The organism is Paractinoplanes rishiriensis (assembly GCF_016862375.1).
Lineage (GTDB): Bacteria > Actinomycetota > Actinomycetes > Mycobacteriales > Micromonosporaceae > Actinoplanes > Actinoplanes rishiriensis.
Window position 1 is genome coordinate 72,609 of record NZ_BOMV01000006.1, and the last position, 15,573, is coordinate 88,181.

Below are 15,573 nucleotides of genomic sequence, written 5' to 3' on the forward strand. Positions count from 1 at the left end.
GGCGTCGATGCCTAGCGTCCAACGCAAGCCATCGAAGAGCCTGCCCAAACCCCGGGGCAGGGAAGGAGCGCCCGCGTGAAACGCCGAACCCCGATGATCATTGCGCTGGTGGCCGGTACCGCGGCGGCCACCGCCGTGGTCGCGGTGACCACACCGGCCACCGCACAGCCCGTCGACCCCGCCGCCTCGGCCCGGGCGGCCGCCGGTAAAGCCGACACCCTGGTGGCCGGCCGGCCCCAGGTGCTGCAGGCCAGCCAACACGACGCGTTCCAGCAGCGTCCCGTGCTCAGCTCGAACGGCCTCAACTACGTCCCCTACACCCGTACCTACAAGGGGCTGCCGGTGTCCGGCGGCGACTTCGTGGTGATGACGGACGCCAGCGGGCAGACGAAATACACCTCGGTGGCCCAGTCCAGCCCGATCGGCGAACTGGCCGTCACCCCGAAGCTGACCTCCACCGCCGCGGCCGAGATTGCAAAAGCAGAGCTCAAGACCTTTCAAAGCATTGAGGGTACGCAGCTCGTAGTCGTCGCCGAGGAGGGCCGGGCGGCCCGGCTGGCGTGGGAGTCGACCGTTCGCGGCACCGGCGACGAGGGCATCAGCCGGCTCACCGTGGCCGTCGACGCGCTCACCGGCGCCGTACTCCGGAGCACCGAACGGGTCATCGACGCGGCCGGCACCGGCACCGGGTGGATCAACGGGTCGGTCTCGATCGACACCACCCAGTCCGGGTCGAACTACCTGCTCCAGGACCCGTCGCACACCACGGTCCGCTGCCAGGACGCCGCGAACAACACCACCTTCAGCGGCACCGACAACGTCTGGGGCAACGGCACCGGCACCAGCAAGGAGACCGGCTGCGTCGACGCGTTCTACGTGGCACAGAAGCAGTACGCGATGCTCGGCTCCTGGCTGGGCCGCAACGGGCAGAACGGCAGCGGCGGCGCCTGGCCGATCCGGGTCGGCCTGAACCAGCAGAACGCCTACTACGACGGCAGCCAGATCCAGATCGGCAAGAACCGGTCGGGGCAGTGGATCGCGTCGGCGGACGTGGTCGGCCACGAGCTGGCCCACGGCATCGACGACACCACCCCGGGCGGCATCTCGCGCGGCGGCACCCAGGAGTTCGTCGCGGACACCATCGGCGCGGCCACCGAGTGGTTCATCAACAACCCGAACGACGCCCCCGACTACCAGGTCGGCGAGGAGGTCAACCTGGTCGGCAGCGGCCCGATCCGGTACATGTACAACCCGTCGCTGGCCGGCGACGACAACTGCTACTCCAGCAGCACCCCGAGCGACGAGGTGCACGCCGCGGCCGGCCCCGGCAACCACTGGTTCTACCTGCTCGCCCAGGGCAGCAGCGGTGGCGGCAGCGGGCAGCCCACCAGCACCACCTGCAACGGCAGCGCCGTGACCGGCCTGGGCATTCAGAAGGCCATCACGATCATGTACAACGCGATGCTGATGAAGACGTCGAGCTCCTCGTACGTGAAATATCGGACTTGGACTTTGACCGCGGCCAAGAACCTGTACTCGACGTGCGCCGAGTTCAACACGGTCAAGGCGGCCTGGGACGCGGTGAGCGTCCCGGCACAGTCGGCCGACCCGACCTGCACCGCCGGCGGCACGACCCCGCCCACCACGACGCCCACCACCTCGCCGACCAACCAGCCCACCGGCTGCACCGGCACGAACGGGACGGACGTCTCGATTCCGGACCGCGGTTCGGCGGTCAACAGCAGCATCACGATCAGCGGCTGCGGCCGGGCGGCCTCCGCCACCTCGACGATCGCCGTGAACATCGTGCACACGTTCCGCGGTGACCTGCGGGTCGACCTGGTGGCACCGGACGGCACGGTCTACAACCTGAAGGCCACGTCGACGACCGACAGCGCGGACAACGTGAACACCACGTACACCAAGAATCTGGCGAGCGAGACCGCGAACGGCACCTGGCAGCTGCGGGTGCAGGACGCGGTGGCGAACGACGTCGGCTACATCAACACCTGGACGCTAACCGTCTGAACACCGTTTCACCCTCGACGACGGGCCGGCGCTGCCACGCGCCGGCCCGTTCGTAGCTGTCCGGTTCGCCGTCCGGTGCATAGCGGTTCACCCGCTCACGAGCCGGCGGCCCGCCCCGATCGGTATCGGTGACACCGACCAACAGGGGGAACCACTTGAAGAACCGCTTCGTTCGCCGCGCCGTCGTCACCGCCGCTCTCGCCGTTCTGCCCGCGCTCGCCGCCTCGCCCGCCTTCGCGGCGCAGACCGGCTCGCGCACCCCGCAGAAGCCGACTGCCGAGGTCATGGCGCAGTACGAGGCAGAGGTCGTCAAGCTCACCAACGAGCACCGGGTCGCCCGGGGCTGCAAGGCCCTGCGGGTCGACAGCCGCCTCACCGCGGCCGCCCGGGCGCACAGCACCGACATGGTGGTCCGGAACTTCTTCAGCCACACCGGCTCGAACGGCAGCAACTTCGTGGCCCGCTCGGTGGCCGCCGGCTACCCGCAGCGCGGCGCCGCGGGCGAGAACATCGCCTGGGGTTACCGCACCGCGAAGGACGTGGTGAACGGCTGGATGAACAGCTCGGGCCACCGCGCCAACATCCTGAACTGCTCGAGCATCGCGGTCGGCGTGGGCGTGGCGTACAACGCCGGCGGCTCGCCCTACTGGACCCAGAACTTCGGACGCGTCTGATCCACCGGGGCGGTCATGGGGCGGCATAGCCGTGCGCGCGCATCGCAGCCAGATGCGCGACGTCCCGTGGCCGCCCCATCATCTTTTTCGTCGCGGCCACCACGTCCAGCGCGAGGAACCGCAGGCCGGCGATCACGTCCGCGTCCTTGATGAGCTCGTCCACCGTGCCCATGCCGGGAAACCAGTCGTCGAAGATGTCCAGATCGCCGTCGAACAGCTGGACGCACTGCGAGGACGTGTACCGGGCCGGCGCGATCGGCCCGAGTTCCGCCGCGATCCGCCAGGCCGCGCCGCGGGCCACGATGTCCAGATCGGTCGGATCGTCGATCCAGGCCCGGGCGAACAGCGGCCCGCTCCCCGCGATCACGTAGTCCTCGACCGGCAGGCGCAGCGACCGCAGTTCCCGGAACAAGCGGTGCGCAAGGAAATTCGGCATCGTCGGCCGCCCCAGTCAGTCCGGTCGAGTACTCGTCACCCTACTAATCCGGTCGCCGGACCGGACGCCACCTTCTCGTTCCATAGCCGTCGATCTATAGGTGTTTTGGCATTGGGCAAGGATCATCCGGGACCCCGAGACTCTGGCTACAGCCGGACTCCCGACTCGGAGGTTCCCCGTGAAGTCACGTCCACGCCTGCTGTCCGCAGCGCTCGTCGTCGCCCTGTTGACCGGCCTGCTCCAGCTCGGCTTCGGCGCACCGGCGTACGCCGCCCCGCCCGGCATCCCCACCGCCTCCGCCGCCCGCACCCAGCTCGCCGCGCTCACCGTCGCCGCGTCGACCCACACCACCACCTACGACCGCGAGCTGTTCCCGCACTGGTCCACTGTGTCCGGTTCGTGCAACACCCGCGAGACGGTGCTCAAGCGGGACGGCACCAGCGTGGTGACCGACTCGGCCTGCGCCTCCACCTCGGGCCGCTGGTACAGCCCGTACGACGGAGCCACCTGGACGGCCGCCTCCGACGTGGACATCGACCACATGGTGCCGCTGAAGAACGCGTGGATCTCCGGAGCCTGGGCCTGGACCACCTCGAAGCGGCAGTCCTTCGCGAACGACCTGACCAACCCGCAGCTCATCGCGGTCACCGACAACGTCAACCAGTCCAAGGGCGACAAGTCCCCGGACTCCTGGAAGCCGTCGGTGAGCAGCTACCACTGCACCTACGCCCGGATGTGGGTGCGGGTGAAGTACGTCTGGTCCCTCACCGTGACGAGCGTCGAGAAGTCCGCGCTCAGCACGATGCTCGGCACCTGCTGAGCGATCATCGGGCTAAGCGATCATCGGGTCGCCCCGGCCGGTCCGGCCGGGGCGGCCTGGCATCCCGGGAGGTGGAAAGAGCGACACCACCTTCTGCACGCCGAGGTCCGGGCGCCCGCTGAGCCAGCGGGCATAGCGCGGCCGCTGTCCGAGCACTTCCAGGTACGCCTCCACGGCGTACCCGTACAACTCGGCGGCCTGCCGGGCCGCCGGACCGTCGGGATCCCAGCCCAGCAGGTGCCGCCAGCGCAGCGGCACGCCGAGTAGCGGTACCGCCACGGCACCCGGCACCGACCGCACCATCCCCTGGCACAGCGCCACCGCGGTGCCGCCGGCCACCATGTCGAAGGCGCTGCTCGCGTCGATCTCGGTAGGGGTGCGCGGCGCGAAGCCGGCCCGCGCGCAGGCGGCCGCGAAGCATTCGTGGAAGCAGCCGTCGCCGGGTGCGGTGATCCACTGCTCCTCGGCCAGTTCGGCCAGGCCGACCTCGTCCCGGCCGGCCAGCGGATGTCGCTCGTTCAGCAGCACCCAGACGGCGTCCACCGAGATGGGTTGCCAGGCCAGCCCGGTGGCCTGGCCCGGGGTCGAGGTCGAGCAGGCGCCGACCACCGCGTAGTCGAGGCGGCCGTCCTGCACCAACTGGGCGACCTCGTTCTCCGACCAGGTGGACTGGATGCTCACCGGGCCGCCGGGATGGGCGTCGGCGAGCCGCCGGACCAGTCCGGCCACGATCGGCCCGTTGGTGGCGCCGACCCGGTAGCGGACGTCGGCGCCCGCGGTGATCAGCTCGCTGGCGTCGTCGTGCAGCCCGCTCACCGCCGGGATCAACACCCGGGCCCGGGCCAGCACGAGATCGCCGAGTGGCGTCGGGACGACGCCCCGCCGATCGCGGGTGAACAGCGCACCGCCGAGAATCCGTTCGATGCGCTGGAGTTGGGTGGTCAATGCCGGCTGGGCAAGGCCGAGCGCGGCCGCAGCTTTCGTAACGCTGCCGGCCTCGGCAATGGCGAGGACCATACGAAGATGGCGCAACTCCAGCTCCACATCTGGAACCTAGAGTCGCCCGAGCCGCTCCGAAAGCTTTTTCATGTTAATTTCGGCCATCTGAGGCCACCCATTCACGGGCGGAGATGTGAAAGCTATGCGTGCCCGCGCTGCAACGCCCCGTGCGGGGCGTTGCAGCTTCCGCTAGGCGTTCACCCGAGAAGTTGACTTTGCGTAAGCACTTCCCATCGGTGCGTGCCTATCGGTAGGCTCTCGTGTCAGGAAACGATGTCGAACTCGCCATCCTTGGCAGAGTCCACGAAGGCGGTCCACTCCGCCTGCGTGAACATGAGAGCCGGGCCAGACCGGTTCTTGCTGTCGCGGACAGCAACACCTGTGTCGAGGAACGCAACCTCGACACAGTTGTTCCCGCCGTTGCCGTTGCTGCGACTGGCCTTCCGCCAGGCAGCGTCGTTGAGATGGTGCGAGAGCAACTCTGGCACCCCCCTTCAATATGCGATTGTCTCGGAGCCCTACGCGACCAGCAGGCTCTCGATCATCTTGATTGTCATGCGATGGTCGAGCGCCTTTGCGCTCAATCGCTCGAACTCACTCCGGTATCGGGCAACCTCGGCCGGTTGCTCCTCGTAAGAGTCTCCCGCAAGACCTTCAAGATATACAACATCCAGATGGGTGGTTTCGGGACGGGATATCCCCCGGTTCATCTGCGCGTCTACGCCCTGAAACTCCAATAGAGCGACCGGCCCACCAAGGAACGCGTGTTCGCCCGCAGTGGCTGGCAGAATCTGCAACGTCACATTCGGTAGTTGAGCCATTTCGATTAGATGGCGAAGCTGTTCCGCCATCACTTCCTCGCCACCGATCACGCGTCGCATCACCGATTCGTCGACGATTGCTGCGAGTTCGAGCGGGCGCCGTTCCGTGAGCCGGCCCTGACGGGTGAGACGCAGCGACACGCGGCGGTCGATCTCGTGCGGCGGATCGTTGGCGCGGCCGGTGCGCATGAGGGCCCGGATGTAAGCCTCGGTCTGCAGCAGACCGGGCACGATGACGGGCTCCCAGGCGTGCATGGCGGACGCGCCGGCCTCCAGGCCGACGAAGTTGCCCGGCCGGATCACGTCCCGGTAGTCGCTCCACCAGGTGCGTTCCCGGGACAGGCGGGCCAGCTCGATCAGCGCCTCGCGATAGGCCTGATCCTCCACCCGGTACAGATCGAGCAGGTCGCGGACGTCGCGCGCGGTCACCGCAACCCGCGCCGTCTCGATCCTCGTGACCTTGGCAGCATGCCACTCGAAATGGCGGGAGACATTCTCCTGCGTCAATCCCGCGCCCTCACGGCAACGCTTCAGTTCCGCACCCAGGCGGCGCCGGCGCAGCGTGGGGCCCTCATCTACCGACACCTGGACTCCCCTTGGTCCTGAGGTCACCGATACTACGACCCACCCGGTCATGATCCAACTTGGACTCAAGCCCTGAACAAGAAGTCTAGTACTTCTTGCATTGACCTTGATGTTGGGTACATGATGCGCCGGACATCGAGTTATGACTTCATGTACCGACAGTGATCATCAGACTTGGGTCCACTTGGGTTGTAAGGGGCGTGGCAGCGTGTTGGCTGACCAGTACTTCCTGATCGCACACCAGGACCGCACCGGGCGATCCCGCCTACATCCGCGGGCGACCGGGCTCGGGCTGGCGGCAGCGCTGCTGGGCGAGCTGATCCTGGAAGGACGCATCGGCATCGCCGACGGCGATCTGCTCATCCTCGATCGGCATCCACCGGCGGATGCCCTGGCACACGACATCCTCGACCTGCTGATCGCGCAGACGCGGCACCGCGAGGTGCGCACCTGGCTGGCCTTCCTCTCGCAGGACGCCGAGGTCCGGGTGGGCGAGAGACTGGTACGCCTGGGCGCGGTCGACCTGATCACCCGGCGCCGCATGCTCTCTACCGAGACGCTCTACATGCCCAACAGCGCCGAACAGCGCAACGCCGCCGCCTGGGCCCCGGCCCGGCTGGCCAACCTGCTGGTCCGCGGCGTCGACCTCAGCCTCAGTGACCGTGTGCTGGTCGGACTGGTTGCCGCCACCGGCCTCACCCGGCACGTGCTCTACGACTTCGAGATGCACCGGCAGGCGTTCCAGTCGCTGCCGAGCGCGGTCGGGGCGCTGCCCGGTGACCTGCGCGACCTCATCGAATACACCGAGGCCTCGGTCGGCTCGGTTCTTACCGTCGGGCGACGGTGAGCGCCGTCGGGCGTCACCATCTCCGACGCAACAGCGAAAACCAGTGGGTAGTCGGGAGGATGTTGATGACGCAGAAGGGGCCCGCCGAACCGGACATCGTGGAACGGGCACTGGCCAAGAACCGGCTGGGCGTTCCGTCCGTGGTGTTCTTCGGAGTGGCGGGCGCCGCCCCGCTCACGGTGATCATCGGAGCGATCACCACCATCTACGCGATCATCGGGAGCACCGCGGTCCCGATCGCGTACCTTGCGGTGGCCGGCATCCTCTCCCTCTTCACGGTGGGCTTCGTGGCGATGAGCCGGCACATCGTGAACTCGGGCGCCTTCTATTCGTACATCAGCCACGGTCTCGGCCGGGTGATCGGCGTGGGCGCCGCCTTCGTGGCCCTGCCCGCGTACTCCCTCATGCAGATCGGCCTGTTCGGACTGTTCGGTTCGGCAGCGTCCGGCATCCTCGCCGAGTTCGGCGTGATCACCCCGTGGTACGTGTGCGCGATCGGCGCCTGGGTCGTGGTCACCATCCTCGGCCTGCTCTGGGTCGACCTCAGCGGCAAGGTCCTGGCCGTGCTGCTGGTAGCCGAGATCCTGATCGTGCTGATCTACGACCTCGTCATGGTCACCAACCCGGCCGACGGCAACCTCACCTTCACACCGTTCTCCCCCGCGCCACTGCTCACGCCCATCGCCGGCACGCTGCTGGTGCTGGCCATCGCGGGCTTCGTCGGCTTCGAGGCCACCGTGGTGCTGTCCGAGGAGGCGAAGGACCCGAAGCGGACCATCGCGCGGGCCACCCACTGGGCGGTCATCCTGGCCGGCCTGCTCTGCGGCCTGTCCGCCTGGGCGATGGCGGTCAGCACCGGACCCGACCGGATCGCGGCGATGGCCGCCGAGCACCAGACCGACCTGGTGTTCTTCCTGGTCGGCCCGCACCTGCCGCAGTTCCTCGTGAACGCCGGCTACCTGCTGTTCCTGACCAGCGTGTTCGCCGCGCTGCTGGCCTTCCACGCCGCCGTGGCCCGCTACCAGTTCGCGCTCGGCCGCGAGGGCGTGTTGCCGGCCGCCTGGGGCCGCACCCATCCACGCACCGGTGCACCGCTGCTCGGCTCGATCACCCAGAGCGTGCTGGCCATCGGCGTGCTGAGCGCGTACGCGGTGTCCGGCGCCGACCCGCTGGTGTTCGTCTTCGCGTGGCTGACCACGATCGGCGGCCTCGGCGTGCTGATCCTCATGTGGGCCACGTCGGCCGCCGTGATCGGCTTCTTCGCCCGCGGCCGCCGCCGGGAGAACATCTGGCGCGCGTACCTGGCCCCCTTCATGTCCTTCCTGCTGCTCTCGGTCGTGCTGACCGCCACCGTGATCGGCTTCGGTGAGCTGCTGCAGGTCGACGGGAACTCACCGTTCCAGTGGCTCATCCCGGTGCTGTACCTCGCGGTGGCCGGGCTCGGATTCCTGTGGGCACTGATCATGCGGGCCGCCCGGCCCGAGGTGTACCACGCGATCGGCCGCGGTGCCGATGGGCGGGTGAGCATCCTGTCGGACTCGGCTTTCCCTAAGCCGCTCCACGCCGATCCTGTCGGCGCCCGAAGTTATCCGTACTGACCCGCACCACCGGTCTGCCTACCGCGAGCGCGAACAGAGAGGACGGCGATGACGTACGCGATCCAGGAGTTGGTGATCCGCAATGTGGCGCCGGTCGACACCGGCGAGATCACCGACCTTGTCGCCGCCGCCATGTCGGACGGCCCGGTGGCTCGCTGGTTGCAACCCGACCCGGCGATCCGGCACCGGCAGAGCACCGACTACTTCGCCATCTTCACCGAGCACGCGGTGCGCCACGGCGAGGTGTACGCCACGGCAGAGGGCGACACCGGCCGGTTGACCGGTGTCGCCCTGTGGTTCCCGTTCACCGCGGTCATCCCGCCGCCGGTCGATTACGAGCGCCGCCTCAAGGAGATCGCCGGCGACGCGTTCGACCGCGCGTGCCAGCTGGACGCGGCTCTCGAGGCCGAGCATCCCCTCGAGCCGCACCACTATCTCGCGTTCCTGGCCGTCCGACCCGATCTGCAAGGCCGGGGCCTGGGCAGCGCCCTTCTCGACCGGCACCACGCGCGTCTCGACGCGGCCGGCCTACCCGCCTACCTCGAGGCGAATGATCCGCGCAACCGCGACCTCTACCTGCGACACGGATACCGGGTCCGGTCCGTGATCGAGCTACCCGACGGACCGCCGTTGTGGTCGATGTGGAGGTCGCCTATGACCTGATGCCGACCAGACCGCTACGCCGCGGACGGAAACTCGTAAAGCCAGTACGACTGCTGGTCGATCCGGCTGAACTGCATGTTCCCGTGTAGCCGGCTCACCATGAGCCGGAAGATCCGGGACATGTGGCGGACATCGTCGTTGTAGGTGCAGATGTCCAGGCCGACGAGGCCGTTCTGCGTCGAGGCCACCAGGTACATCTGCTCGACCAGTTGCGCGAAAGCTTCGCGTCCCTGGTGTTCCGGGCTGACGGCAACGAAGCCGATGTACCAGATCTTGCGGGCTGCGTAGTGCTCTGGCCAGTGGCGTTCGAAGTACTTCGGCGCGATCAACGGAACCGCATCGAGATCATTGGTGTACGTGGCAACCCCGCAGAGGGTGCCGTCGTCGGCGAGGGCGAGGTACTTACTCACGCGGGAGTCCCGCATGACCTCGTCGAACTCCGACGTGTACATCATGTGCCGTTGAACCGCGAGCGTGTTGAGCTCTTCGAACGCGTCCTGGTAGAGCTTCCAGGCAGCACCGTGCAGATCTTCATCGATGATCTGGTCGACGACTTTGATAAGCATGCTTTGCTCCCCCGCGGACGCTGGTAGGCAGGCCCGCTTGCTCGCACTCACACTGATCAATGATCTATTGACTGACAGAGTACGAACAGTGACGCCACGAACACAATGCGTGTCCGCCGATTGAATGTGCCAAATCGTCGGCGGGCCGTTGAACCGTGCCCGCGAACTGTGCAAGTTGCAAAGCGCCGGTTAATTCCAGGCGCGCAAACCGCCAGCTGTTGATCAACGGCGGGCAGACCTTCCGCAGCAAGACCCTGAGCACCTCACGCCGGCCGCCACAAGCGGCCGGCGGCCTCTTTTCCGCCGCCCGCACACTACCATTCCTCGATGGCGTGCGCGCCACACAGACCCCTGACCAGGACTTTTGGTGCTCCGGCCGGTCGTGCTCTACAGCGTCCCGACCACCGTGGACAGTCGCCACCCGCTGGTGACGGCCGCGCCGCCCGACGCCACGGTCAGTTCGGTGCACTACGCCGACGCGCGCCCTGCTCCTCTGCGGCCACCCGCGTGGTACCCCAATCGGGCAGACCGGCTCGCCGGACGGCGCCCCGGAGCCAGCTCCGCCGAGGTCACATGCCAGTCGATGATGGACGGCACGGGTCGCCGAGGCACTTGTCTAAATCGGACAGCGACGCGTGGCCGGGGCAGGTCGCCGCCGCGCATTGGTGATCGATCCTGATGTAAATCGCGCACGTTCGGACCCGTCACGCAGCGGGGCAGCTGAACCGGTCACTGTAGGTAAAACAAGTGGTCACGGCGTCGGCGTGCAGAACGGACATCGACACGGCGCAACGGAACGCCATCGGGACGGGCTCGGAAAGGGTGCCGGAACCGGGCCGGAAAAGCGCGACTAATGCGCCGGGAAAGGGACCGACAAGGCATAGCCGATCATGGCTTTGATATCCCATTTTCGGACCGCATGGTGACCATGCCTTAGAAGCTAGTACTCGAAGGACTACGCATCTGTGTACTTGAGACCGGGGTGCGACGGCCGGAATGCTCCATACGCCAAGCCGGTTCCGATCTTCTCACCACCGAATTCGAGGCAATCATGAAAGCTGTCCTGAGACTCCTGTCGGCCGTCGTCCTGATCTCCAGCGGGATCGCCCTGGCACCCGGTACCCCCGCGTCTGCCGCCGTGGCGCCGGGATCGGTCCTCTCCTCCAGCAGCGCGGCGCTGCCACCACAGCTGGGTGCCAGGGCCACCGGCAGACGGGTCCAGTACGTCTCCACCAACGCCGACGGCATCACCATCACCGCCACGGGCCTGGTCCTCACCCCGAAGACCGGCAAGCAGAACCGGGTTGTCGTCTGGGCGCACGGCACGACCGGCCTCGCCGACCGCTGCGCACCGTCGACCAACCAGAACGTCTTCTGGCCCGAGGCCCAGGACGCCGTCGAGGAGCTGCTGAAACGCGGCTGGACCGTGGCGGCGCCCGACTATCCCGGGTTGGGCACCCCGCAGGCGCACCCGTACCTGGTGGGCAACAGCGAGGGGCGGTCGATCATCGACAGCGTCCGGGCCGCGCGCAACCTCGACCCGGCGCTGTCCACCCAGTACGCCATCGACGGCCACTCGCAGGGCGGTCAGGGCGCGCTGTTCGCCAGCCAGCTGGCCCCGTCGTACGACGGCAACCTGGTGCTGCGCGGCACCGCGTCGATCGCGCCGGTCTCGAACGTCGACATGCTGGCGCCGATCATTCCGGGCACCCCCGGGCAGGGTTACCTGGTGATGGGCCTGTACGGGCTGGCCGCCGTGGAGCCGACCTTCAACCCGAACACCGTGCTGGCGCCGCCGGCCCGGGCCAAGAGCGCGGTGCTCACCACCGGCTGCCTCAACGAGATCCTGGCCGCATACCAGAACCTCACCGCCGAGCAGCTGCTGATCGGCGGCGCGCTGCCGGCGCCCGTGGTCGCGAAGCTCGCGCGAAACGACAATCCGGCGCAGACCTCGCCGAGCGCCCCGATGCTGGTCGTGCAGGGCACCGACGACGCCGCGGTCCCCGCGTTCGTGACCGACTATCTGGTGGCGGAGCAACTGGAGCCCTACGCGCCGCCGGTCGAGTACGTGACGGTGCCCGGCGGCACCCACGATTCCGCGGTGACGGACACGACCGTTCTGGTGGCCGACTGGATTGCGGCCCGGTTCGTCTAGGCCGCCGGCACCGGGGTGGGTTTCGTGAGGCGATGGGTGGGCGCGGCCGCCGTGGAGCCGCGGACCACCAGCTCGGCCGGAAAGACATACTCGGAGCGGGGGGCGGCGTGACCGTTGATCTCGTCGACCAGGGCGCGGACCGCCGCGTTGCCCATGGCGGCCACCGGCTGGCGAAGCGTGGTCAGCGGCGGGTCGGTGAAGGCGATCAGCGGGGAGTCGTCGAAGCCGACCACGGACAGGTCGCGCGGGACCGTCAGCCCGCGGCGGTGGGCGGCCCTTATCGCACCGAGGGCCATCAGGTCGGAGCCGCACACCAGGGCGGTGGCGTCGCGGTCGAGCAGCTGGCCGGCCGCGACCTCGCCGCCCTCGACCCCGAACAGCGTGAGCGCCACCAGGGAGTTCGGGTTGCGGTAGTCGTAGCTGGGCACGTGCCGGCGCATCGCACCGTGAAAACCCTCGAGCTTGCGCTGCACGGCCCGGAAACGCTCCGGGCCGGAGATGAAGCCGATCCGCTCATGGCCGAGAGCGGCCAGGTGGGCCACCGCCGACTCGGCGGCCTGCTTGTCGTCGCACGAGATGAACGGGGCCACGATGCCCTCGGCGTACCCGTTGATCAGCACTATCGGCAGCGGGCGGTTGACCAGCCGGTGGTAGCGCTCGTGGTCGGCGGTGGTGTCGGCGTGCAGACCGGCCACGAAGACGATGCCGCTGACCTGACGGTCGAGGAGCATCTCGAGGTATTCGTCCTCGGTCACGCCGCCCGGGGTCTGGGTGCACAGCACCGGGGTGAACCCGGTCTGGGCCAGGGCCGACTCGATGATCTGGGCGAACGCCGGGAAGATCGGGTTTTCCAGCTCGGGGACGATCAGCCCGACCAGGCCCGCGCTGCGCTTGTGCAGCCGCTCGGGACGCTCGTAGCCGAGGACGTCCAGCGCGGTCAGGACCGCCTGGCGGGTTTCCGCAGAGACGCCGGGACGGTCGTTGAGGACGCGCGACACAGTTGCCTCGCTGACGCCCGCCTGCCGGGCAATGTCCGAGAGACGTGCACGCATGCGGTCACTGTAACCCTTCATTAATGCCGATGCGCTTCGCTGCGCCGCAGGCCACGCCGGTCGTGGCGACTCCCGCCACGACCGGCATGGTATCGCCTAGCGCCAGGTGTCGTTAGCGGAGTATGTCGTTGCCGTTCCGGTGCTGTAGGAGCGGTTGCTGCCGGACTCCCAGGTGACGTTCCCGGCGGCATCCTTCTTGATGTACTTGTACTGGAATGAGGTGTTCTGCGGCACGGTGACCGCGCGGCTCCAGGTGGGGTAGCCGGCGGACGAGAGCGAGACGGCCGACGCCGGGGCCCAGTTGCCCAGCTCCGGGATCGAGCCGACCACGTACACGTTGGTGCCGGCGGTGGTTGTCGCGGTGACGTTGAAGGTGACCGAGGTGGCGCCCGCACTGGCGACGTTCCAGGTGTTGTTGAAGGTCAGCGGGCTGGTGCCGACGGTGGCCGTCCGGTTGGCGTTGGTCTCCCAGGTGACGTTGCCGGCCGCGTCCTTCTTTATGTACTTGTACTCGAGCGCGGTGCCGGCCGGCAGGTTCACCGTGCCGGACCAGACCGGGTAGCCGCTCGCCGACAGCGGGACGGCGGCGGCCGGGTTCCAGTTGCCGAGGGCCGCGGCGTTGCCGACCACGAAGACGTCGGTGCCGAGGGTGGTGGTCGCGTTCACGTTGAAGGTGACCGCGACACCCGCGGGATTCGACGTCGGCGGAGTGGTGGGCGGGGTGGTCGGGCCGGTGGTCGGCGGGGTGGTCGGCGGGGTCGTGGTGCCGCCGCCGGACTTCGCGTTGACGTGGATCGCGACCGCGCTGTTCGCCGGGATGGTCACCGAGGCCGAGCCGCCGGTCACGGTGATCGAGGTGCCGGCGCAGCCGGTGCTGGTGGCGCCGCCGGTGATCACGTCGCAGTAGGTGCCGTTCGCGAGGCCGGTCGGGTAGGTCGCGGTGGACGCGCTGCCCGAGCCGTTGATCCCGATCCAGCCCAGCGAGCCGCGACGGAAGCCGATCACGTTCTGCGCGGTCGCGGTGAAGTCGGAGACCGTGGTGGCCGAGGCGGTGGCGTTGCGCCAGCCGACCATGCCCTTGACCCCGGTCGACTGGGTGATGCACTGCCAGGCGCCGTTGGTGCAGTTCGTGTCGCTGACGAAGCCGCTGGAAGTGGCCGGCGGGGACTGGCCGGTGCTCGACGTGTTGAAGGTGAAGCCGTCATAGACGAACGGCTGGCCGTACGGGTGGGCCAGCAGGAAGTAGTTGGCCAGCGTGTACCGGGTGCCGTCCTGGTAGCGCAGGGTGGTGCCGTCCCGCTCCAGGTCGTGGTTGGTGACCATGGCGGCGGTCTGCGCGCTGGTCGCGTCGAGGCCCCACGACCCGACGTTGGCGAGCTGGCTCAGGGTCCCGTTGTTGAACTGGTTCTTCAAGCCCATCGCGTACGAGAAACCGAGCACGTCGCCGTTGGCGGTGAACGCGGCCGGCTGCAACTCGCTGTTCGACGCGCCGGTGAAGATCTCCTGGGCGATGTACGGCGCCCTGCCCTCGGCCGTGGTCGGGTTGAGCTGGCTCAGGATGGCCGCGAAGTCCGCCTTGGCCACGTGCTTGGCGGCGTCCACCCGGAAGCCGTCGACGCCCAGGCCGATCAGGTCGTTGAGGTAGGCGGCGATCTTGGAGCGCACCGTGCCGCTCTGCGTCTTCAGGTCGGACAGCGAGAGCAGCTCACAGTTCTGCACCTCGGCGACGTTGTTCCAGTCGTCGATCACCCCGTCGTCGTCGGCGCAATAGCCGTCGTTCGGGTGGTGGAAGTCGTCGTAGCCGTACGGCACCGCGGGATAGGTGTAGCCGCGCGGGTTGAAGGTGGAACCGCCGTAGGTGGTGGTCAGCGTGTTGTTCGCGCCGGCCATGTGGTTGATCACCGCGTCCACGTAGACCCGGACGCCGGCGTTGTGGCAGGCGGTGACCATGGCGCCGAACTGGGCCCGGTTGCCGAGCCGGCTGGTCAGCCCGTACGAGACCGGCTGGTAGACCTCCCACCAGGGGTGCGCGCCGCTGTCGCTGGTGGCGAGGCTGACCGACTCGGCCGGCGGGGCCACCTGGACCGCGCCGTAGCCGGCCGGGCCGAGCTGTTCGGTGCAGGCCTTCGCGACCGAGTTCCAGTTCCAGTTCCACAGGTTGGCCGCCACGTCGCTGTTGTTGAGGGCGACGGCGGCATTGGCGGTGGACGTCTGTCCGGCGTACGCGATCACACCGCCGGCCGCAAGGATCACGGCCGCGCCGGCGGCGCGAAGAGTTCGCTTCATGGGGTTCCTCGGGGGGTCGGGGCCGGGGAGGAGGACGTTACGA

At 68.3% G+C, this 15,573-nt stretch carries 14 protein-coding genes and 1 pseudogene; 7 read left to right on the plus strand and 8 right to left on the minus strand.

Going from position 1 to position 15,573, the window contains the following annotated elements; all coding sequences use genetic code 11:
* Positions 1-93: 93 nt before the first annotated feature.
* Complete coding sequence (locus Ari01nite_RS03515; protein ID WP_438872121.1) at positions 94-2,028, plus strand: M4 family metallopeptidase; 1,935 nt, start codon at positions 94-96, stop codon at positions 2,026-2,028.
* Between the two features lie 155 nt (positions 2,029-2,183).
* Entirely contained in the window at positions 2,184-2,702 is a 519-nt protein-coding gene (locus tag Ari01nite_RS03520; RefSeq protein WP_239162448.1) for a CAP domain-containing protein, read from the plus strand.
* Positions 2,703-2,715: 13 nt separating this feature from the next.
* Here Ari01nite_RS03520 and Ari01nite_RS03525 read toward each other — a convergent pair whose 3' ends face one another.
* Positions 2,716-3,138 carry a hypothetical protein gene (locus tag Ari01nite_RS03525; RefSeq protein WP_203779214.1) on the minus strand — a complete coding sequence of 141 codons (423 nt, stop codon included), beginning with the start codon at positions 3,136-3,138 and terminating at the stop codon, positions 2,716-2,718.
* 178 nt (positions 3,139-3,316) lie between these two features.
* Here Ari01nite_RS03525 and Ari01nite_RS03530 point away from each other — a divergent pair, with 178 nt between their 5' ends.
* Complete coding sequence (locus tag Ari01nite_RS03530; protein WP_203779215.1) at positions 3,317-3,958, plus strand: HNH endonuclease family protein; 642 nt, start codon at positions 3,317-3,319, stop codon at positions 3,956-3,958.
* Positions 3,959-3,970: 12 nt separating this feature from the next.
* On the opposite strand, the gene Ari01nite_RS03535 is transcribed toward Ari01nite_RS03530, so the two are convergent.
* The 4 genes and pseudogenes from Ari01nite_RS03535 to Ari01nite_RS51650 form a co-directional block, all read right to left on the minus strand.
* Positions 3,971-5,002 (minus strand): LysR family transcriptional regulator, encoded by a 1,032-nt coding sequence (locus Ari01nite_RS03535; protein ID WP_203779216.1) that lies wholly within the window; start codon positions 5,000-5,002, stop codon positions 3,971-3,973.
* A 218-nt stretch (positions 5,003-5,220) separates the two neighbouring features.
* The gene (locus tag Ari01nite_RS03540) at positions 5,221-5,436 is read right to left on the minus strand and encodes a DUF397 domain-containing protein (protein WP_203779385.1); all 216 of its coding nucleotides are present in this window, start codon (positions 5,434-5,436) and stop codon (positions 5,221-5,223) included.
* A gap of 39 nt (positions 5,437-5,475) precedes the next feature.
* Positions 5,476-6,165, minus strand: a complete 690-nt coding sequence (locus Ari01nite_RS03545) for a DUF5753 domain-containing protein (protein WP_438872122.1) — start codon at positions 6,163-6,165, stop codon at positions 5,476-5,478.
* A pseudogene (locus Ari01nite_RS51650) lies at positions 6,148-6,414 on the minus strand (helix-turn-helix domain-containing protein); the annotation flags it as partial. The gene Ari01nite_RS03545 and the pseudogene Ari01nite_RS51650, both read right to left, overlap by 18 nt.
* A 157-nt stretch (positions 6,415-6,571) precedes the next feature.
* Between Ari01nite_RS51650 and Ari01nite_RS03550 the strand changes: the two are divergent.
* From Ari01nite_RS03550 to Ari01nite_RS03560, 3 genes are all read left to right on the plus strand, one after another.
* On the plus strand, positions 6,572-7,210 hold the full coding sequence (locus Ari01nite_RS03550; RefSeq protein WP_203779218.1) for a GOLPH3/VPS74 family protein: 639 nt from the start codon (positions 6,572-6,574) through the stop codon (positions 7,208-7,210).
* Between the two features lie 65 nt (positions 7,211-7,275).
* Positions 7,276-8,808, plus strand: a complete 1,533-nt coding sequence (locus Ari01nite_RS03555; RefSeq protein ID WP_307837743.1) for an APC family permease — start codon at positions 7,276-7,278, stop codon at positions 8,806-8,808.
* Positions 8,809-8,856: 48 nt separating this feature from the next.
* A complete protein-coding gene (locus tag Ari01nite_RS03560) occupies positions 8,857-9,471 on the plus strand; it encodes a GNAT family N-acetyltransferase (RefSeq protein ID WP_203779221.1) in 615 nt (204 codons plus the stop codon).
* A gap of 14 nt (positions 9,472-9,485) precedes the next feature.
* Here Ari01nite_RS03560 and Ari01nite_RS03565 read toward each other — a convergent pair whose 3' ends face one another.
* A complete protein-coding gene (locus Ari01nite_RS03565) occupies positions 9,486-10,037 on the minus strand; it encodes a GNAT family N-acetyltransferase (protein WP_203779228.1) in 552 nt (183 codons plus the stop codon).
* 1,051 nt (positions 10,038-11,088) lie between these two features.
* Here Ari01nite_RS03565 and Ari01nite_RS03570 point away from each other — a divergent pair.
* Complete coding sequence (locus Ari01nite_RS03570; RefSeq protein WP_203779230.1) at positions 11,089-12,192, plus strand: alpha/beta fold hydrolase; 1,104 nt, start codon at positions 11,089-11,091, stop codon at positions 12,190-12,192.
* On the opposite strand, the gene Ari01nite_RS03575 is transcribed toward Ari01nite_RS03570, so the two are convergent.
* Together Ari01nite_RS03575 and Ari01nite_RS03580 are read right to left on the minus strand one after the other, a co-directional pair.
* A complete protein-coding gene (locus tag Ari01nite_RS03575) occupies positions 12,189-13,244 on the minus strand; it encodes a LacI family DNA-binding transcriptional regulator (RefSeq protein ID WP_203779232.1) in 1,056 nt (351 codons plus the stop codon). The genes Ari01nite_RS03570 and Ari01nite_RS03575 overlap by 4 nt on opposite strands.
* A 96-nt stretch (positions 13,245-13,340) precedes the next feature.
* Entirely contained in the window at positions 13,341-15,530 is a 2,190-nt protein-coding gene (locus Ari01nite_RS03580; RefSeq protein ID WP_203779239.1) for a carbohydrate-binding module family 20 domain-containing protein, read from the minus strand.
* Between the last annotated feature and the right edge of the window lie 43 nt (positions 15,531-15,573).